The organism is Micromonospora sp. NPDC005197, from assembly GCF_040608295.1.
Classification (GTDB): Bacteria; Actinomycetota; Actinomycetes; order Mycobacteriales; family Micromonosporaceae; genus Micromonospora.
On record NZ_JBEXHY010000022.1, the window covers coordinates 50211 to 69476 of the forward strand.

At 67.3% G+C, this 19266-nt stretch carries 20 protein-coding genes and 1 pseudogene; 8 read left to right on the forward strand and 13 right to left on the reverse strand.

Features of this window, described 5'->3' with window-relative positions:
- Window positions 1–120: 120 nt before the first annotated feature.
- The 6 genes from ABZU46_RS11050 to ABZU46_RS11075 all read right to left on the reverse strand — a co-directional run bounded on the left by ABZU46_RS11050 (window position 121) and on the right by ABZU46_RS11075 (window position 7231).
- A complete protein-coding gene (locus tag ABZU46_RS11050; protein ID WP_354856302.1) occupies window positions 121–1311 on the reverse strand; it encodes a serine hydrolase domain-containing protein in 1191 nt (396 codons plus the stop codon).
- Window positions 1312–1436: 125 nt separating this feature from the next.
- Window positions 1437–1961: an orotate phosphoribosyltransferase gene (gene pyrE / locus ABZU46_RS11055; RefSeq protein WP_354856304.1), complete on the reverse strand. Its 525-nt coding sequence runs from the start codon at window positions 1959–1961 to the stop codon at window positions 1437–1439.
- A 214-nt stretch (window positions 1962–2175) separates the two neighbouring features.
- The gene (locus ABZU46_RS11060) at window positions 2176–3057 is read right to left on the reverse strand and encodes a hypothetical protein (RefSeq protein WP_354856305.1); all 882 of its coding nucleotides are present in this window, start codon (window positions 3055–3057) and stop codon (window positions 2176–2178) included.
- A gap of 43 nt (window positions 3058–3100) precedes the next feature.
- Entirely contained in the window at window positions 3101–3823 is a 723-nt protein-coding gene (locus ABZU46_RS11065; RefSeq protein ID WP_354856307.1) for a hypothetical protein, read from the reverse strand.
- 92 nt (window positions 3824–3915) lie between these two features.
- The gene (locus ABZU46_RS11070; RefSeq protein WP_354856331.1) at window positions 3916–6696 is read right to left on the reverse strand and encodes a BTAD domain-containing putative transcriptional regulator; all 2781 of its coding nucleotides are present in this window, start codon (window positions 6694–6696) and stop codon (window positions 3916–3918) included.
- A 160-nt stretch (window positions 6697–6856) separates the two neighbouring features.
- The gene (locus tag ABZU46_RS11075) at window positions 6857–7231 is read right to left on the reverse strand and encodes a YciI family protein (protein WP_354856308.1); all 375 of its coding nucleotides are present in this window, start codon (window positions 7229–7231) and stop codon (window positions 6857–6859) included.
- Between the two features lie 253 nt (window positions 7232–7484).
- On the opposite strand from ABZU46_RS11075, the gene ABZU46_RS11080 reads away from it, so the two are divergent.
- From ABZU46_RS11080 to ABZU46_RS11095, 4 genes are all read left to right on the forward strand, one after another.
- The gene (locus ABZU46_RS11080; RefSeq protein WP_354856309.1) at window positions 7485–8357 is read left to right on the forward strand and encodes a PhzF family phenazine biosynthesis protein; all 873 of its coding nucleotides are present in this window, start codon (window positions 7485–7487) and stop codon (window positions 8355–8357) included.
- The gene (locus ABZU46_RS11085) at window positions 8357–8689 is read left to right on the forward strand and encodes an SUKH-3 domain-containing protein (protein ID WP_354856311.1); all 333 of its coding nucleotides are present in this window, start codon (window positions 8357–8359) and stop codon (window positions 8687–8689) included. The genes ABZU46_RS11080 and ABZU46_RS11085 overlap by 1 nt, the downstream gene beginning before the upstream one ends.
- Before the next feature lie 32 nt (window positions 8690–8721).
- Window positions 8722–9033 (forward strand): hypothetical protein, encoded by a 312-nt coding sequence (locus tag ABZU46_RS11090; RefSeq protein ID WP_354856312.1) that lies wholly within the window; start codon window positions 8722–8724, stop codon window positions 9031–9033.
- 208 nt (window positions 9034–9241) lie between these two features.
- The gene (locus tag ABZU46_RS11095; RefSeq protein ID WP_354856314.1) at window positions 9242–9742 is read left to right on the forward strand and encodes a hypothetical protein; all 501 of its coding nucleotides are present in this window, start codon (window positions 9242–9244) and stop codon (window positions 9740–9742) included.
- Here ABZU46_RS11095 and ABZU46_RS11100 read toward each other — a convergent pair.
- The 3 genes and pseudogenes from ABZU46_RS11100 to ABZU46_RS11110 form a co-directional block, all read right to left on the reverse strand.
- Window positions 9675–9868 (reverse strand): annotated as a pseudogene (locus tag ABZU46_RS11100) (uridylate kinase); the annotation flags it as partial. The gene ABZU46_RS11095 and the pseudogene ABZU46_RS11100 overlap by 68 nt on opposite strands.
- Before the next feature lie 41 nt (window positions 9869–9909).
- The gene (locus ABZU46_RS11105; RefSeq protein WP_354856316.1) at window positions 9910–10098 is read right to left on the reverse strand and encodes a DUF397 domain-containing protein; all 189 of its coding nucleotides are present in this window, start codon (window positions 10096–10098) and stop codon (window positions 9910–9912) included.
- Window positions 10088–10936, reverse strand: coding sequence for a helix-turn-helix transcriptional regulator (locus ABZU46_RS11110; protein WP_354856318.1), 849 nt, complete (start codon window positions 10934–10936; stop codon window positions 10088–10090). The genes ABZU46_RS11105 and ABZU46_RS11110 overlap by 11 nt, the downstream gene beginning before the upstream one ends.
- A 192-nt stretch (window positions 10937–11128) precedes the next feature.
- Between ABZU46_RS11110 and ABZU46_RS11115 the strand changes: the two genes are divergently transcribed.
- Complete coding sequence (locus ABZU46_RS11115; protein ID WP_354856332.1) at window positions 11129–11281, forward strand: hypothetical protein; 153 nt, start codon at window positions 11129–11131, stop codon at window positions 11279–11281.
- The gene (locus tag ABZU46_RS11120; protein WP_354856319.1) at window positions 11281–12495 is read left to right on the forward strand and encodes a helix-turn-helix domain-containing protein; all 1215 of its coding nucleotides are present in this window, start codon (window positions 11281–11283) and stop codon (window positions 12493–12495) included. Before ABZU46_RS11115 ends, ABZU46_RS11120 begins: the two co-directional genes overlap by 1 nt.
- Before the next feature lie 454 nt (window positions 12496–12949).
- On the opposite strand, the gene ABZU46_RS11125 is transcribed toward ABZU46_RS11120, so the two are convergent.
- The 4 genes from ABZU46_RS11125 to ABZU46_RS11140 all read right to left on the reverse strand — a co-directional run bounded on the left by ABZU46_RS11125 (window position 12950) and on the right by ABZU46_RS11140 (window position 17442).
- On the reverse strand, window positions 12950–14242 hold the full coding sequence (locus ABZU46_RS11125; RefSeq protein ID WP_354856320.1) for a PIN-like domain-containing protein: 1293 nt from the start codon (window positions 14240–14242) through the stop codon (window positions 12950–12952).
- A gap of 421 nt (window positions 14243–14663) precedes the next feature.
- Window positions 14664–16349 carry an AAA family ATPase gene (locus tag ABZU46_RS11130; RefSeq protein WP_354856322.1) on the reverse strand — a complete coding sequence of 562 codons (1686 nt, stop codon included), beginning with the start codon at window positions 16347–16349 and terminating at the stop codon, window positions 14664–14666.
- Window positions 16350–16422: 73 nt separating this feature from the next.
- Complete coding sequence (locus ABZU46_RS11135) at window positions 16423–16896, reverse strand: tyrosine-type recombinase/integrase (RefSeq protein ID WP_354856323.1); 474 nt, start codon at window positions 16894–16896, stop codon at window positions 16423–16425.
- 90 nt (window positions 16897–16986) lie between these two features.
- On the reverse strand, window positions 16987–17442 hold the full coding sequence (locus ABZU46_RS11140; protein ID WP_354856324.1) for a hypothetical protein: 456 nt from the start codon (window positions 17440–17442) through the stop codon (window positions 16987–16989).
- Between the two features lie 418 nt (window positions 17443–17860).
- Between ABZU46_RS11140 and ABZU46_RS11145 the strand changes: the two genes are divergently transcribed.
- Both ABZU46_RS11145 and ABZU46_RS11150 read left to right on the forward strand, forming a co-directional pair.
- Window positions 17861–18253 (forward strand): hypothetical protein, encoded by a 393-nt coding sequence (locus tag ABZU46_RS11145; protein ID WP_354856326.1) that lies wholly within the window; start codon window positions 17861–17863, stop codon window positions 18251–18253.
- Entirely contained in the window at window positions 18250–18975 is a 726-nt protein-coding gene (locus tag ABZU46_RS11150) for a DUF2637 domain-containing protein (RefSeq protein ID WP_354856328.1), read from the forward strand. The genes ABZU46_RS11145 and ABZU46_RS11150 overlap by 4 nt, the downstream gene beginning before the upstream one ends.
- The last annotated feature ends 291 nt before the right edge of the window (window positions 18976–19266 follow it).

Below are 19266 nucleotides of genomic sequence, written 5' to 3' on the forward strand. Positions count from 1 at the left end.
CAATCGTCGACCGGAGGCTCCTCCGATGCCAGGGTTGGCAGCCGGTACCCGCGCCGACGGGACCGCGACGGCCGAAGCCGTCAGCGGTCCGCGCCGTGGTGTCACCGCGCTGACGATGCCTCAGTGGACGGTGGCACACAGCGCCGTGTCGACGCTCTCGTTCACCTCAGCGAGCATCTGCTCACCGGTCGGCAGACCGGTCACCGCGACGACGGCGCTGCGGCCATCCTCGGTGACGAGGTTGCGGGTCTCGAAGCCCTGGATGTCGCCGCCGTGACCCCAGCCGTCGCCGCCGCAGGGCAGCTCGTGCCGGGCGATGCCCAGCCCGTACTCGTACTCGCCGGTCGGCTCGAAGCCGGGCGCGGGCACGGTCGTCATCATGGCCGCCTGCTGTGCGGGCTTGAGCAGCCTGCCACCGACGAGCGCCTCGAAGAAGGTCCGCAGCTCGTCCGGGGTCGAGACCAGTTGGCCGGCGGCCCAGCCCAGGGACGGGTCCAGGTCGGTGACGTCCACCCACTCAGCGCCCGGGGCCACCGCGACGTAGCCGTGTGGGTGTGTCCCCCGAAGGCGCTGCTCCCCAACGCCCGGCCAGTACGTGTCCCGCAGACCGAGCGGCCTGATGACGCGGTTGGTGACCTCCTCTCCGATGGGGCGTTCGGTGACCTGCTCGACGATGAGCCCGGCGAGCACGTAGTTGGTGTTGCTGTACTCCCACTTCGCCCCGGGCGCGAAGTGCGGGGCGTTCGTGAGGGCGGCGTCCACCAGCCGGCGCGGCTGGTAGTACGAGTGACTCTTGTCGACGAGGTCCTGCGGCTGGGTGAACAGCACGTCGTCGTAGTCGGGCAGGCCGCTCGTCTGCTGGAGCAGCTGGCGTACGGTGATCGCGCCGCCGTCGTTGCCGTTGCCCCGCACGACGCCGGGCAGGTAGTGCTCGACCGTGGCGTCCAGGTCGATGCGGCCCTCCCCCACCAACTGCAGGACGACCACGGCGGTGAAGGTCTTGGTGTTGCTGCCGATGCGGACCTGTCCGTCGCGGGGCACCGGGCCGTGCGACCGGAGGTCACTGACGCCGGCGGTGTAGTCGCGGACGCGTCCGCCGGTCCCCCGCACCGAGGCGAGCACGCCGGGAAAGCCCTCCTCGCTGACCAGGCGGTCCAGTTGCCGCTGCACGGCGTCGCGTGGGCCGGCGGGCCGACCGGATTCGGCGGCGAACGCCGGGGGTCCGGTCAGGACGGCGACGGCGGCCAGCGTCCCGGCGGCTGCCCGCAGGGTCCGGCGGCGGCGGGTGGACGTGCGCTCTTGCAGGGGCATGACGGCTCCTCGGTATCGAACTCGCTTGACGCCATCAATGGTTCAAGGATTCCGATGCCGGGACGATCCCTCCTGCTGCCCTCCTGCGGTACCGCCTGCGCTACCCGTTGCGCAGCGGGAGGCGGTCAGACCGACGCGGAGGGCGCCAGATCGCGTCGGCTGAGGGCGGCGCGCAACCCCAGCCCCTCGGCGGCGAGGTTCTCCCGCCCGCCCTGCTCACGGTCGATCGCGCACACCACGGTTTCGATCACCGCGCCGCTGGCGCGCAGTTGCCGGCACGACGCCAGTAGCGCCCCGCCCGTCGTGACCACGTCCTCGATCACCACGACGCGCCGGCCGTCCACCGGGCCGCCCTCCGCCGCCTTGCCGGTGCCGTACTCCTTGGCCTGCTTGCGAACGAAGACCGTCGGCAGCCCGGTCAGCTGTGACATGACGGTGGCGATCGGTATGCCGCCCATCTCCATCCCGGCCAGCACGTCGCACTCCGGCAGCAGGGCGACCATCGCCTCGGCCACGTCGCGCAACAGATCGGGCTGCCCCTCGAACAGATACTTGTCGAAGTACTCGGGGCTCACCTGACCGGATCGCAGCCGGAACGACCCGGTCAGGTGACAGGCTTCGTACACACGACGCGCGAGGGAGGACGGCACGCCCCTCAGCCTCGCATCCGAGCTGACGCGATCAGTACCTGACCCCGTCGACGAGGAAGGGCGACGCGGGCTCGGGCGGCCGTCCACCGACGGCCCTTCGGCAGGCCGTGGCGGGCGCGCTAAGCGAAGGCTGAGTCGCAGCCCCGGCCGTACCTCGGACCGGTCCCGCTCCGCGTCGACCGACCCGGTCGACGCGGAGCGGCTTCATCGACCGCTAGAACCCACTCCACGGGCGGGCCGAGCACTTCCAGGTCTTTCCGTCGTTGTGCGAGACGCAGACCACGACGACCTTCCCGAGAATGGGCAGCCCAAGGGTGAAGATGTGGATCCTCGTCTTCAGGTACGGCACGCCCGACTTCTCGGCGATGTCGCCCAGCGCCCACCCGGCGTCCGGCCCCTGCACGCTCGCCAACCGGCGCAGCGAGTCGACGTCCTTGCCGTCGAGCAGCGTCTCGATCTCCTGCGCCGAGGGCTCGCGGTCGCCGGTCAACGTGTCCACGGCGTACGGGCCGTCGGCGGCGACGCCGTTGGCCTTCTCGAAGGCAGCCTTCATCCCGCCCACCGTGGTGTCGCCGCCGAGGTCGAGGGTGAAGGTCTGGTCGCCCCGGCGCGACTGGATGCACTCCCAGTAGGACTTGCCCGAGGCCATGCACATGGTCAGGCACCACTCCCGGCCCCCCGGCACCGACGAGGCGAACAGCAGGGCTGTCGCTGTCCCGCTGTCACCCCTGCCGTCGTACACGCCGTCGGCCAGGTCGGCCATCGTCGTGCCGAGGATCTCCCGGCCGCCCGGCATCGCGCCCACGACCGTGACGCCGTCGACCTTCTCGCCGGCGACGAGCGCCGCGAGCAGGTCGGCGGTGAGATCCCGGCCTCCGGCGTCGACGGCCAGCACCGTGTCCAGATCACCGACGGGCTGACCGGTCAGGTCCTCGAACTGCCGCAGCATCATCCCCGGAGCACCGGGCTGGTCGGTGACCGTCGTCCTGGCCGTGTCCTCGGCGGCGTGCGACGGCGCGTACGAGGCCACCAGCCCGACGACGAGTGCCGCGGTGACGACGGTGGCACGCTTGGCGATGTCCCGCAGAGCTCTCATGGCGTCCTCATCTCGGTGACCGCTGTCGGCGGAGTCGTACGGGCTACCAGCCACACGTGATCACCACACCCAGGCCGGTGGGAGAGGGCCCCCAGGTGCAGTGCTCTTCCATCCACTCACCGATGTCGTGGATCGTGTCCGCGACCCACGCGAGCGCGGACTTGATCGCGCCCAAGATGCTGAAGTAGACGACGGTGGACTCGGGCGTGCCGCCGGCCTCGTCGATGATGTCCTTCGTCGACTTGGCGGGATCCGGCTTGTCGATGGTGCCCAGCACCCGTACGCCGGTGGTGTCCTTGCCGGCGAGTAGCGCCTGGACCTGCTCCGGGGTCCGCTCCTTGCCGTCGTCGACCGCCACGATCGCGCGGTCGATCAGCACCTTCCCGCTGCCGGTGACGGCCTGGGTGATGGCGGCGATCTCGCCCAGTGCGAGGTCGTTGCCGAGCGCGGGACCGGTGAACCGCCGGGCCGTGACAGCGCCGGACGGATCGATCCAGATCTCGTCGGCCATGATCATGTCGTCCGCCCCGAACGGGTCCCAGGCGAATGTCCACTGCGCGGCGACGCAGCGGAACTGACCGTGCTCCCGACCCTCCGGTTCGGTCTCGGTGCGGGCGATCCCACCGCGGTCGTCGAGGTACTGGACCACACAGTCGGTGCCTCTGGTCGGCGGCTTATCGGTCTGGGCCACGGCTGCGGAGGACGTGGCCAGCACCATCGCGCCGACCACCCCCACCACCGCGAGGTTGCGTGCCAAGCGACTCATCGAATGCTCCATTCCTGGCGAGGGAAACTGGTGCCCGAAGAGTGCCGGGCCGGGCTGAAACGGCCCGGAAACGGCGCTGAAAGCGCGGGGCGTCAGGACAGCCGGGTGACGTCGAGCTGTTCGAGGTCGGCGCGCAGCGAGTCGGCGTCGGCGTCGCCGAGGTCGTCGAGGATGCTCAGGGCGCGGCGCCACGCGGCACGGGCGGCACCCAGGTCGGCGAGCGCCCGGTGGCTGCCGCCCAGATTGACGTACGTGCTCGCCACCGCGTACCGGTCGTGGACCTGCGCGAAGAGTTCGAGGGCGTGCTCGTAGCAGGCGACCGCCCGTCGGTCGTCCCCAAGCTGGTGATGGGCGTGGCCGAGGCTGTCCCACGTGTCGGCCTGTCCCTGCACGTCGTCCACCTCCTGCAACATCCGCAGCGCCTCGCCGCACGACGTGAGGGCACTGTGGTAGTTGCCGAGCAGCCCTTCCTGCCAACCGACCGCGTTGAGGGTGTACCCCTGCCCGGCCCGGTTCCCAGCCCGCCGGAACAGCGTCAGCGCCCGCCGGGAGTGGCTGAGCGCCTGGTGGTGCTGCCCCTGCCGCTCGGCCAGCTGACCGAGGTTGAGGCAGGTGTGTGCCCGCCCGGCGTCGTCGCCGACCTCGGTGAACAGGTCGAGCGCGCGCCGCAGGTGGTCGTCCGCCTCGTCGTACCGCCGGAGCCGGGAGCAGGCGAGACCGAGGCTGCGGTGGGCATGGGCCTGCCCGGCCTGGTCGCCGATGCGGGACGCGGCGGCGAGAGCGATCCGCTGCGTGCCGAGCCAGTCCTGCCAGTGCCCCTGCCGGTGCAGGAAGCCGGCCATGGCCCAGGCGAGCCGCCAGGCGTGTCCCTCGAACCCGGACCGCGCGGCGAGCGGTACGGCGGCGAGCAGAACGGGGATCTCGGCGGTGAACCACGCCGTGGCGGCCGACTTGTTCCTGGGGTACTCCGCCGTCACGCCGGGCCGGGGCGGCGGAAGGCTGATCTCGCTGAAGTGCGGGTGCAGTGCGAGGTCCGCGGCGTGTGCCGCGCGCAGGCAGTGGTCCAGCAACCGGTGCACGGCGTCCTGTCGGTCGGCCGGTGACTCCGCGTCGTCGGCGAGGCTGGCGGCGTACGCGCGCAGCAGGTCGTGGAACGCGTACCGCCCGTGGGTGTGCTCGGTGAGGAGGTTCGCCCGGGTCAGCTCGGTGAGCAGCGGACCGGTCGCCGCCGGGGTGACGCCGGCGAGGCTGGCCACGGCCGGGGCGGACACGTCCGGGCCGGGATGCAGGCTCAGCAGCCGGAACAGCCAGACCGCGGGCGGGCTGAGCGTTCGGCACGACCAGGAGAACACCGTCCGGACGTCGGTGGCCTCGTCGCCTCCGTGGAAGGCGTTCAGGTCGCCCAGCTCACCGGCGACCGCGGCCAGTGAGAGCCGCCGGTTGGTGGCGGCTCGGGCCGCGACGATGGCCAGCGCGAGGGGCAGCCGCGCGCAGCGGTCGGCGATGTCGTCGGCCGCGGCGGGTTCGGCGGCGACCTGGTGCGCCCCGAGCCGGCGGACCAGCAGGTGGCGGGCCTCGTCAGGACTCAGCAGGTCGAGGATCACCGGTTGGGCGCTCTCGGTGACGACCAGCGGGGTGAGCTGGTCCCGGCTGGTGATGATCGCGAAGCAGTCGGGTGAGCCGGGCAGCAGCGGTCGGACCTGTTCCGCGTCGCGCGCGTTGTCCAACACCACCAGCAGACGCTTGCCGGCCACCGCCGTGCGGTACAAGCTCACCATCAGGTCCGATTCGCTGGGCATCCGCGCCGCCGCAACGCCGAGCGCCTCCAGAAATCCGTGCAGCGCTCGCGCCGGTTCGGTCGGAGCGGCCGCCGGGTCGAAGCCACGCAGGTTGACGTAGAGCTGGCCGTCGGGGAAGCGCCCGGCCGCGCGGTGCGCCCAGTGCACGGCGAGCGCGGTCTTGCCGACGCCCGCGGTGCCGGACACCACCACGGCGCCGCCCCGGTCGACGAGCGCGTCCAGGGCGGCGAGTTCCGCCTCGCGCCCGGTGAACGTCGGTACGGGAGGAGGCAGCTGCGCCGCCACCGCCACCGGCCGTGCCGTCGGCGTCGGGGCGGGCGCGGCGATCGCGGTGTCCTGGCGCAGGATGGCGCGCTCCAGATCCCGTAGCCGCGGACTGGGGTCGATGCCGAGGTTGTCCCGCAGGGCGTCGCGCAACCGCCGGTACGTGGTGACCGCTTCGCCCTGTCGGCCGTCCCGGTACAGGGCGAGCATCAGCTGCGCGTGCAGGTGCTCGTCGAAGGGATGCTGCCGGACGAGCCGTTCCAACCCGGGGACGAGCCGAGCATGCTCGCCGACCGACAGCCGGGCCTCGGCGAGCGCTCGTTCGGCCTCCAACCGCAGGCGTGCCAGGTGTTCCGCCTGCTCCTCGAGCCAGGCGGACCCGGCCACGTCGGCCAGCGGCGGTCCGCGCCACAGTGCCACCACCTCCGTCAGGTGGGCCACCTGCTCCGCCCGGTCCGTCGCGCGGCGGGCCAGTTCCAGGAGATGCTCGGCGACCTGGACGTCCGTGGACTCCGGCCCGGTGTTGAGCACATAACCGGGCCGACGCGCCACGATCGATCCGGGCTCGCCGAGCACCCCGCGCAAATAGGAGACGTGGCGCTGGAGCGTGTTCTCCGCGGTGGCCGGCAGGCGCTCGCCCCAGACCACGTCGATGAGCCGGTCGACACTCACGACCCGGCCCGCGTGCAGCGCCAACGTCGCCAGTACCGCCTTGCGGCGCAACCCGTTCACCGCCTGCGGGCCGTCGGCGGCGACCACCTCCACCGGGCCGAGCAGCCGGACGCGTACGCCCGCGCCAGCCATCGACATCACCGAATCAGGCTAAATCCGCAGCCCGCAGGCTCGATCTGTTCGTCGCGCAATGGACACGACGCCGGATCTGCCCGGTGTACGGGCCGTTGCGGGTGTCGCCTGACGTGCCGTCGTAGCGGGTCCCGCGGGTCCTCGATCAGACCCCGTCGGGCCGTCGTCACCCCCGACTGGCGGCCTGGCGGATCATCTCGTCCGTCTCGGGATCGGGCATGAGCTCCCGGACGTCCTGCGCGCAACGGCACGAGGCCGCGACCTTGGCAGCCCACGCCAGCGCGTCCCCGCGCGTGGCCACGTCGACGACCGCGAAACCGCCGACAACCTCCCTGGTCTCCGGGTAGGGACCGTCGGTGACCGTTCCGTCCGTGGCCACGATGCTCGCCTGCTGCCTCTCCAGTCCGGCGCCGAACACCCACACGCCAGCGTTCACGGCCTCCTCGACCACCGCGTGCGAGGCCTTGCCCACGTCGGGCCAGTCCTCGGCGGGGATGTGGTCCATCGCGCCCTCGTTGAACGAGATCAGGTACCGCGGCATAACACGACTCCCTCGTCCCGGCGGTCTCCTCCGACCGCCTCCTGTCTGTACTACGAACGGCTCGCCACGGATTCGACGCTACGCCGCGCGGCCGGATCGAGGGGTCCCACCGAGCCGCTCCCGACGGTCGTGCCCGGCGCTGTCCCGGCTACTGGTTACCGTGTCGGGAATCGAAGCATCGAGAGGCCACTGCTGGCCGCCCTCGACCTGTTCGGGCGCCGCTGGAACCTCCGGATCATCTGGGAGTTGCCCCATGGGGTTGATCGTGGTGGATGCCTGCACTCGCGACGGACGAGGCGGTAGCCCTACCGCGGTCGTGATCGACGACGCCACCCGCACCGACGACGAACGGCGCGCTGTCGCATCGACGGTCGGCACCTCCCACACCGCATTCGTCGACAGCAGCAGCGAGGCCCTGCCCCGCGTACGGTTCTTCACCACCGAGGGAGAACTCCAGAACTGCGGCCACGGCACCATCGCCGCGCTGGCCGTCCTGCTGCACCGTGCCGGCGGCACCCAGCACCACGGCCTCCAGAGCACCGGCAACCGACTCGTCGCCGTGACCGCCACCCGCCGGCGCGACGGCATCGAGGTCTGGTTCGAACAAGGCATCATCACGCTGTCGGACAGCACCGACCCTGCCAGCAGCGCCATCATCGCGGCCCTCGGTCTGACGCCGAGCGACATCGTCGCCGACGACCTGCGGGTCGCCTCGCCCGGCACGCCCCGGCTTCTCGTCCGTGTCCGAGAACGCCGGACGCTGTCAGCAATGCGGCCCGATTTGGCCCGGCTGGCAGCCGAGTGTCGCCGGCTCGGCTATCTCGGCTGCTTCGCCTACGTGCTCGCGCCGACCGCGGGACCAGTCACCGCCCGCATGTTCGCCCCCGCGATCGGTGTCGACGAAGACATCGTCAACGCCAACAGCGTCGGCTGCCTCGCCGCCCACCTGCTCGACACATCCCGCACCAGCGACATCGAAGTCCACCAGGGCGACGCGCTCGGCCGCCCGTCAGCCGTCTTCGCCACCGCGACACAGACCCGAGACGGCATCGTGGCCAGAATCGGCGGCCTGGTCCACCACCCGAGGGCCCAGCGCAACGCGTTCGACCTGAGGGAGGTGCGGTGATGCGGGGAGACGACCGCCTGCTGCCGGACCGCGCGGCTCAGACACTCGGGATGACAGGTTGGACGCCACGCCGCCGGGTGGACGTCGGCGAGTGGAAGTCAGGGCGCGCCCCGGAGGGCTTTGCCATGCACGCTCCCGCTCGTGCCTTCCTGACCGAGTTCGGCAGGCTGGTCGTGCCGGTGAGCGATCCCGGTCGGGACTCCGCCCGCATCGGAGTACGGCGCGCCGTCACGGCACACCTCGCCGGAGGCGGTCCGCGTACCGCCCAGCTGATCTCACGGGCTGCGCCACCCGCCTACCCGGCTGTACCGTTTCGCGAGTGGAACGGCTAGCGAACCGGCGCCGGGACCTCGCCGGATGGTTGGTGACGCCGCTGTTCACCCTCGTGGCGGCTCCAGTGTTGGCCGGCATCGTCGGCGTGTTGGGAAACTTCGGGGACCACAACGGCCCGCCGGCCCTGTGCAAGAAGGCCGTGGCCGACAACATGTGCGAGGAGACGAGCCTCGGGGTGATCGGCACGCATCTGGCGATCTCGGGTGCCATGTGGTTGCTGCTCTGGATCATCCCGTGGTGGCGAGGTCTTCGCACCGTGCGCGTTCTGCTCGCCGTCGCCGCGACCGTCGTTCTGGTACTCCTGCCGGTGCGGATGTTCGATTGGTCCATCCCGTACATCTGACAGTCTGCGTCGCGTTCCGGAGGAACTGCTGGTACCTCTCGTGCCGCTCGAAACGCGGAGTTTGAGCTGTTGAGCGCAACCGGCAGGCAGGGAGACGCTTGACGCCGCTACCGCCAACTTGCCCAGCTCAGGCGCGTCGGCTGGTGCTGAGTGACCCGGCGTGCCGACCGGTGCGGTTCGCACGACGGCCTGCGGCAGACTTGTCCCTGTGCCAACCCAGCCACTGGTTCGCAAGGTTCGCTTCGAGGTCCGTCCGTGGGATCACGGTCCCGACCCAGCACGCGAGTTGTTGCCGTACGTCGACAAGGTAAGCCTGGTGGACCTGGTCTCGGGCTTCGAGCACGCCGCCGGCCACGATGTGCCCGGCGCGTATGCCGGGCTCATTCTCGATCATTTCAACGTCGGTGACCTGGCTGCCTATCTCACCGGACGACCGGACTCCGCCTACCGGTCCCTTAACGGCATGATCGCGCTCCTCGGCTGCGACTGCGGCGAGGTCGGCTGCTGGCCTCTGGAAGCCCAGGTGATCACTACAGAGCATTCGGTGATCTGGCGCGGCTTCTCCCAGATCTACCGCCCCCAGCGCGACTACGGGGACTTCGGCCCATTCGTGTTTCATCGGAACCAGTACGAGGGCGCAGTCCACGAGGCGGTTGCCACCAGCGCTGTGCACGGGGAAAGAGGTAATCGTCGATCGTGGCGCGGATGACGTCGCGGCCCTGTTCGCCCAGGACGACGGCCAACTCGTCGGCGAGGGTGGTCTTGCCGGCGGCGGGCGGTCCGTCGGGTGGGCGACCGGGACGGAGCCGACTGTCTCAGCCAGACGACCGAGCAGCTGGTCGCGGGTGCCTTAAACCATGCCACCGCCCTGCCGGGTCAGGGACGGCAGGTGTTCGTCTTGATCGTGTCGACGAACGCGTCCCAGGCGGCGGGCGCGAAGCTCAACATCCCGGCATTGGGCGCCTTGGAGTCGCGGACGTCGACCTGGACGCGCCGGTCGCGCACCTCCACGCACTGGCCGTTGCTGCCGGAACGGCTCGACGTCCGCCAGGCGTTACGTTCCATGCTCGCTCAGCTCCTTGATGAACTTGATCGACTCGGCGGGTGACCGCGCCAGCGTCCTCAGATTGTCGTACGCCGCCGACAGCCGCGCCAGGTCACGGCTCGACTCAAGGAACAACTCGCCAGCCAGGGTTTCGATGTAGCCCAATGGTGGCTCGTCCCGCTCGAAGCTGAGCAGGGCGAAGCCGCTGCTGTCCGCCAGGTGGGCGCCGGCCTCGAAGCGCAGCACCTGGATCGTCACGTTCGGCAGCCGACTCAGGGTGACCAGGTGGTCGAGTTGCTCACGTAGCACGTCCGGGCCGCCCACCTCGGTACGTACCGACGCCTCGGACAGGATGGCGTGCATCCGCAGCGGCGTCGGTTTCCGACGCAGCACCTCCTGCCGGGTCATCCGGGCGGAAATTCGCTGGTCGATGGTCTCCGGATCGGTCTCCCGGCCGATGACGTTGACCTCGCGGGCATAGCTCTCGGTCTGCAGTAAACCGGGCACGAGCATCGGCTCGAAGTTCTTGAGTTCCACGGCCTCGATCTCGTACGCGATGTAGGTGGCGTACTTGCCACCGAGACGCTGCCACCAGCCGTCCTCACGCAGGCCGCGCGCCTGATCGAGCAGCGATGTCCCCGGCTCCTCGTCAATCTTGACGCCGTACGCGACCAACAGCTCCATGACGTCACCGACCCGAGGTCTGATCTCGCCCGACTCGATCCGACTGATCCGAGACGGCGAGCAGGCGACGGTCTCCGCCACTCCCTCACCGGTCAGACCCTTGGCTTCGCGGAGCTTGCGCAGCTCCCGGCCAAGTCGCCGAGAGCGCGGTGTCGCGGGCGTGAATCGAGGCATGTCGTGATTCTGCACCCTGTCTCGCGTTTCTCCATGCCCTGACTCACGTGCTCGGCGTGTCGATCATGTTCATCTTCTTGCTTTGCATCACATGATGCGCAACTCTGATGACCGTAAGAAACGAAGCCTCGCCACAGCGTGAGTGACCGGCACGCGGCAAATCCAAGCCCCCGGCGTCGTTAGAAAGCGAGCGTGCGCATGGTTTCCGAAGTCGTGTCGATCGTGTTCGGCGGCCTGGTGCCCGGGTTCCTGTTCGGGCTCCTCGCCTTCCGGGTCAAGTCGCGATGGTGCCCACGCTGCGGAGAGGCCACCGATGCCATCCAGCCGTCGCCGGAGCGAAAGTGATGACCGGGCCCGGCCGACGCAACGGCAACGAGCCGCCGATCGGGCGGCGGATGGCGGAACTGCGGGCACGTCGGGGAATGAGTCAGCAGGTCTTCGCCGACCGGATCCGCAAGTCGAAGAGCTGGGTGGACAAAGTTGAGCGGGGCGTCCGCACCCTCGATCGACTCTCGGTGATCGAGACGGTCGCGGCAGCCCTCAGCGTCGCCCCGGACGTCCTGCTCGTAGGCAAGGCCCCACGCGAGTCGGTCACCGACACCGGCGGCGACGTCGAACGGCTGCGGGCCGCGCTGGCCCGCTACGACATACCCGCCGGCGGCAAGCCAGCGCCGTCGCTGGCTCAGCTCGACGGCCAAGCGGGGTACGCGTGGGCGGCCTACCGCAACGGTCACCACCCCCAGGTGTTACGGCTCCTGCCCGACCTGCTCGGCCAGAGCCGCCTGCTCTGCCACACGCAGACGGGAAACGCGCGCGCCGCCGAGCTGCTGGTGCGGGTGTACCGGCTCGCCGCCCAGGTACTGGTCAAACTTGGCGAGGCCGACCTGGCCTGGCTGGCCGCCGATCGGGCGATGGCCGCCGCCGCTGGCGACCCATGGCGTGCCGGCCTCGCGGCGATCTCTCTCACGCAGGCACTGCGAGCCCTACGGCGAGGCCGGCTGGCGATGGCCGCCGCCGTCAACGCCGTACACCAGCTCGAGCTCGGACCGCCGGACGTCCTCCGGACGCGCGGACCCGCCCTGACGGGGACCCTGTTGATCGAAGCGGCGCTCGCCGCCGCCGTCAGCGGGGACACCGATGCCACAGACGAACTCACCGAGCGGGCAGCTCGTCTCGCCGACGGCGACCATCGCCACGACCACGACGGCACCGGGTTCGGCACCACCCCGGTCGACCTCGCCCGAGCCCTGATCGCGATGTGGTTCGGTGACCACCACCTGGCCGTGGCCACTCACCGGCGGGCCACCAGTGGTAACGCCTGGCCCCTACTTCCCGCCGAGCACCGGGCCGCCCAACTGATCGACATCACGCACGCTCACCTGGACCTCGGCGACGCCCGTGCCGCCGGCCGGGCGCTGGTCGCCGCCGACCGTGTCGCCCCTACCGAGACGCGGATCCGGCCCGCCGCCCGAGCGGCACTGACCGCCGTGCTCCGAGCCGGCCCCACCGCGGCCGACGTGGCCCGCCTGGCCGCCACCATCGGCTTGACCCGGCACTGACTCTCGCGCATCCGGTTGGATTGCTCGGGCTGCGGGTTCGGGCGGTGTTCCCTACTTCCGACCCGAGCAGCCGACCGGCGATACGAGCCCACGAATCTTCCAGGCCATCGCTAAGACGATAGAGCAACTCAGCTAATGTCAAATCGTCGTATAACGGCGCAAGGTGGGCCCTTGAGAGCCCGCAGTGCCAAGACGAGTTGCTGTCACTGCGCCGGATCCTCTCCGGATCTCTCAGCGGGCCGGTCTGCACGGGGTCGGGGGCGGTCCGGCGCTCATTGCGGGAGGGGGGAGTTGTCTGCCCTCGATCGGAACGACCCGAGCAGACCCCCCCGTAACCTACCGGCGTCCGTACGAGCCGTCACGGTCCGCCGGTCGCTGTCGCCCGCGGAGGGTCCGGCTCCCCAAGAGGGCGGATTGACGGCAGGGGGCGGGCACGCCAGCCGCTTCTTTTGGGCTACCAAGCAGCATCATCTTCAGTGCCTAAAGCCCGATTCTTGCCCTTCGCAGAACCCCTTGGAACGTGAATACTCTTCACGAGAATCTCGATCTCTCGGTCGGCATCATCGCCAGAGATAACGGCGACTACTAGATCTGCCGACGCGCCATTGGCTAGGCTGACACGATACGGAATTTGACGGAGTTCGCCTTCCGCGTTGCCCAAGTCTTGGATCAATTGCGCCAATCGAGGGTCGACGCCGGCTCGAAATTGCATTGACAAGCTGTCCAGAGCAGAGTACAAGGCCGCTTGAAATACGGGAGGGAGGCGCTTAAGGTGATCGGATGCCTGCTTTGTGAATCTGACCTGCACAGTCCACAACTCGGGCAGAGACTCCGCCTCGATCAACGTCGAATCACTGACACTTGTCCCAAGATGCGTCCGAGCGTTGACCAGCAAGCCGGGAACGTTCAGCATGTACAGGAAAACTCCCGATTCTTGTGTCATTTCGAGCACCAACTCTGGGCGCGGCCCCTGGATTTCACCCTTATGCTTGTAAACCCAGTCCTCCTTCTCCTCATTGCAAATGAATAAAACTGGTCGGCTGTGAACTTTTGCCTCATCAAGTAGCTGGCGCCAAAGGATGTAGTCACCGGCCTGTCGGTGAGGGTCGCCCCCTTTTTCGTCCATATACCCAGGGGGAATCCTTTCCCTCTTACGTCGGGCAGCCTCTTCTAGTGCTGCTTTATGAGCAACGTCACCGAGTGGCGGCCCCACTCTTTTCGAAAACAGCTCATTGACTACTTCAACGACAGCATCGTTGCCTGCCTTAACCGCATCCCTGCTTAAGTCGTATGCGCTCGCCTCCCCTAGCACCTCTTCAATAGTCGCTGCTAGTTCGTTGACCCTATCAATGAGTCTGTCGCGTTGACTTTCCGCAATCTGATACCGCTTTGCGAATCCTGAAATTCGAGCCGCAACCCGTGATAGTGATTTCGATATCTCGACGTTCTCTTTAGACGCCGCATCTAATCGGTCATCGACGACGCCCGGGCGATTTCGATGAAACTCAAGTGCTGCCTGGTGAGTCAGAAAGAGCCGTGGCCTCATTGCCCTAAGAACTCCAAGGAATTCTTCACGAGCTTTCGGAGTAAATCGGTAAAGGTCAAGCAGGGCATTTGCGTCCAATGACACTAAGCCCGCTTGAAATGCTTGCGTTCGCTGCTCGTCACTGAGAGAATAGTAGCCGGGAAAGAGTTCCCGGGGATTGCCGCCTTCGACAATCTCTATTCTTTCAGAGTTCCTCGCCAACTGGGCTCCTCCATTGCAGTCGAGCGGACCAGTGTTCGGGCCTACAGTGTTGCCCTGCCTGCGATACGGATTATCGACGTACTCACGTGTCTTCTCAAGCCTGCACCGTCCAACTCGGACGCAGGGCTGTATGGAACGACCTGCACTTCGAGGGGGATCACAGCGAGAAGACGGGCGAACCTCGGTGGTTGCCGTGGCAGGAGGGGCTGAACCATCTCCGCATCTCCGCGAACATGGCTGCGAGCTGGGCGAATGCTTGCGGAGATGCGGAGTTCCGTCGACCGGTTATCTCCGCAATCAAGGTTCATGTCCGCAGTAGGTTGCGGAGATATGGAGATCGATGATTCCTGATGGTCACTCCGTTAGGATACGCGCCACGGAGGAAACCTCGGCGCAAAGCCTGCCCAAGGTTTCGGATGCCTCATCGCGCTATCAACTGCCTCACAAAATCTCGCGCCTTGACAGAATCCCTATGCCGGCCTTCCGCAAGCACAGAGGAAACCCACTTTGGCCCATGGCCTCCAACACCCTTCACAAATGATTCCAGCTCGCCGTGGGGTGAGACGTGCACTCCAACTTCCACAAGCTTTTTCAGCAACTGCTCGCACGAAGCGTATGGTTCTCCAGGCGGGACATCCTCAAGCCCAGTCTGCTTTACCGCTTCCCAACCGTCCTTAAACGAGAAAAGCGCTGCGACGGCCTTGCTGGTATCGCGATCCAGGTCTAGTGCATCGTCAGGAAGGATTTCTTCCAGCTTCTTCCGGAGTCCTGAAATCGGCTTCGCGATCCGCTTGGAGCTAACAGCCGTCGCGAAGCGATTTCTCAACTGCTCAAACTCGCCCCAGCCACCGCCTGCAGACTCCACTAATCGCCGGAATCCTTGTTCATCTCGAAGCATATCGAAGTCTACTGCAGCCACTACATCGACGCCGACGCTACGGAGAGCAGCAACTGCGACGTGAATGCGGTCCTTCCCACCTGCAGGAACGAAAAGTACGTCAGGTTGGGCGACATCGTGATTCTCGACAAGATCATCAAGGACTGCGGCAAAAAACCGGCAATCTGAATCGCTCTCAGCAACTACGACTCGATCGTAAAAGAGCCCGTCGAAGATCCTCGAATATCTGAGAAGAGAGTCAGTCCATAGAAGCTTTGCTCGTTCAGCGCTAATCTGCTTGGCATGGTTAACGTCACCCTCGCGGCTGAGACGCACGACGGTCACCTCAGACGGACCATCGAGCAGCCCCCATAGGAAATCCGTGTCGTGGGTCGCGATGAACAGCTGGGATCCGTTACGAATCGCAAGCTGGCTGAGCAACCGCCCTAAAGCTCGGCGCTGAGGCGGATGAAGGAATGCCTCCGGCTCGTCAATCGTAATAACGAAATAGCTTTGCACCAACATCGCGAGTACGAGGCCCAGGAAGCTTCGCATTCCGTGGCCTTGTCGCCCTAACTGAGGAAGGGCATTCTCGGCGCTGGCGTACGACTTTGTGGGCCTATTAATCGGAGGGACTTCGGCATCAGGAATCCCTACCCGCAAATACGACTGAGAACTGAGCCGCTGAAGAGTGATAGGCTTCCCAAAAGCCGCTTCCGAAATCTTCGAGAATTCCGCCTCAAGCTCGCCGTCTTGATACAGGAAGGCGACGGGAGTTGCTGGAACTTCATCCATATATCCGGCACTAACCGGACTTCCCACAATCCCTGAACGGGAATCAACATCAGCAGACAACACAAGAAAGCCCGGCAAGTACGCCCCGAGGTAGCCCGACGAGGCGTACTCCCAATCGTGATTGAGTTGCCCCCAGGAACCTTGAGCGCCCATGCGCCGATAGTTTTCCTGATAGCCTCCAAGTTCGGTGCTAGCATTTAGTTTAAGCCAAGTATGAAAGTCTTCGGAGGTGCCGGAAAGTTCGAATGCAACATCCCGAACAACAACGGCATCCCGTTTTGTATGCTCAGAAGCTAGGCAAGACATTAGATCGTTAAGGGATGCCGTTTTTCCGCTGTTGTTCGGCCCCACTATGACGGTAATCCCCTTCGCCGGTGTGGCGATACGGGTTCCGTCGCTGAAGGTGATGGAAGAGATTGACAGGTCGATGGCCACCAAGCCATCCTGCCCGCTAAGGCTGGTTTACCGCGACCCCGACGGACCGCGGAATCTAGAGAACGACTCATAGCTAGCTGGACGGGCCAACCCTGCCCGGCCGTTCGGGCATTCGCGCCATCAATGATGCTGCGGCACGCTGGTCCGACTCTGAAAGCCATGCTGCATATACCCGCAGCGTCGTCGCTCCTCCCCCGCCGTGGCCGAGGCGGCCCGCGACCGTCCGAACGTCCACTCCTGCCGCAATCAGTCCGGTTGCCGAGTAGTGCCGCAGGGCGTGCAGGTTCGTGGTGATGCCAAGCCGAAAGGCCATCCGACTGAACCGCAAGGTGGCCGTGTCCGGCACCAACGGCGTACCGCCGTCCGAATCCGGCGAGAAGACATATCTGTCCCTGGACAGCGACATCGCGATGGCCGACGCTCGCTCCTCGCAGCGCGCCAGCTGGTCACGCAGCACCTCTACCGTCTCCGCGTCCAGGGCTACGCGCCGCTGCTGGTGCGTGCGTCTTGGTGTCCTTCTCCCGCAGCTTCCCCGCCTCGTCCACATACAGGGCGCTCCGCAGGGTCAGAACGGCCCCGTCCAGGTCGACCGCGGACCACCGCAGCGCGCACAGCTCACTCCGTCGCGCCCCCGTCGTCATGGCCACCCATACGAACGCGCCCCAGTCCGGGTCCTTCCACGCCTGGGTGACCAGTCGCGCCGCTTCGGCGGCGTTGGTGGGTGTGGGTTGGGCTGAGGCATCCCGGGCTTCTCCGCCTGTTCTGCTGGGTTGACCGCGATCCAGCGCCACCGGACGGCCCGGTTCAGCGCGCCGGACAGGATCCAGTGAATCTGCCGGATTGACGCCGGGGCGAGCGGCTTGCACTCGTGCGGCCGGCCCTTGTCGGTGCAGTCGTGCGGCTCTGCCTTCCGGTGCTCGATCGCTTTCCGAGCGCCTCCACAGTGGTCCCGGCACTTCCGCAGCACGGCATAGAACGACTCCAGCGTCTCGGCGTCGAGCCGACCCACCGGCAGCTTGCCGAGCAACGGCCGTACGTGCTTGTTCAGCTTCTTGACGTACCCCTGCCGGGTTGACGTCTCCACGTCGAGCACTTCAAGCCACCGGTCAAGCAGTTGGTCGACGGTGGCGCGGGTGCGTGGGTTGCGCCGGTCGTAAACCTGGGCGAGGAACCGCGTACGCGCCTTCTCGGCTTCCTTCCGGGCGGTCGGTCCGGCCGGGACGGTGGTGCCGCTTCTTGGTGATGGGGTCGATGCCCGCGTAGACCTTCACCCTGAGTGAGCCGCTGGGCAGTTCCTCGATCTCGCCGCGCTGGCGCTTCCCGCGCCCGTTCGCCGTCGTCATGGGGCCGACCGTAACCCGCTCACACCACGAGTAGCACCACGGAAAGATCGCGGATCTAGCGTTTTACGTGGTGGGCCGGAGGTACCACCATGCGAACCACACCGCCACGATCGCGGGCAACCCGCTACCGCTGACTTTGCCCAGCTCACGGGCACCAGGCGGTGCCCGATGAACCCAACCCGCTCGTCCAAACCGCCGGTGCGGTTCACCGATGCGGAAGAGATCAACCCGTTCCAGCTCCTTCTCGATCTTCATGACCATGCCGTCGCTCGGACGCCGGAATCCGGACGCGTTGCCGTCCTGACGGAGCTGGCGTTGTCCGCTGCGGTGGTGTCCTGGTGGACTCGCTGGCAGCCCTCGACGATTCACTCCGCTCTACGGGCGGGCGCGGACCTGACGGACATCGCGAAAGCGACCGGTCTCGACGCGGGCGAAGTCGTCGACCGGTGGCGGCGATGGGTCAATGTCCAGACGCGGCTGGACATCGGCGGACGTCCGTCCGTGGACCCCGTCGAGGTCCGGGCCATCGAGGGACGGCTCGAGCCGGGGGTGGTTCAATGACGCCGACCCGGCTTGCCCGAGACGTGAGCACGGTGGCGGTGGCCGGAATTGCTGCCTGGTCGTCATGGAGTCACATGGTCGCCGTGGCGTTGAGGTTCGGTGAGCGTCCCGAGGTCGCCTACGTACTTCCGCTGTCGGTCGACGGGATGCTGGTCGTCGCGTCGGCGGCCATGGTCGAGGACAAACGCGCCGGCCGGAGAGTGCGCTGGTCGGCCCGGACGGCTTTCGCGGTCGGGGTGGCGGCCAGCGTGGCGGCGAACATCGCCGCGGCCGAGCCGAGCCTCGGCGCGCGGATCGTGGCGGCGTGGCCAGCGGTGGCGTTGCTGCTGGTCGTAGAGATGCTGACGAGATCGCAACCGGTCCCACACAACGACCATCGAACGTCAGACGACGCCCGCCCGAAGCAACCGCCGGGCTTCGACGCTACGTCTGCGCTGCCACCGCAGTCGCGCCCGTCGGACTTCGCGACCGAGGCGAAGCAAGCTCAGCAGGCTAGGGGCGCCGACGGCCGGAAGACGAGCCAGGTGGCGCCGCCCCTGCGGGGAACCGGGCGACGCAGGCGGATGACGGGGCGCGCGGAGCGGACAGCAGACGTTGTGGCCCGGCTGCGTGCCGAGCGTCCCCAGGCCAGCCTGGCGGAGTTAGCTCCGGCCGCACGCGTGTCCGAACGTCATGTCCGACGCCTTGTGACGGAGAAGCTTGTGGACGGACAGCCGCCATAGAGTTCACCTTGACGTGCTGATGACCTTGGAGCGGCCTCCCAAAGTTCCGGTTCGCCCCTCTCCGGCCTTACGAAATACGGCTTCGGGCTGCAACGGTCGGGACACGAAGAGTGGACCAAGTCGCTACACTTCCCGGCTGTACCCAACGGCGACGGGGAGACGTGACGCGGTGCGCAAAGCGAATCTGGGCGTGTTCTGGGCTTGACCCGTTTCGACGGACAGGGTCGATGTGTTGATCTTAGTCAGGCTGCCTGGGCCGCTGGTAGGAGGTGCGAACCGGTGGATTCGAAG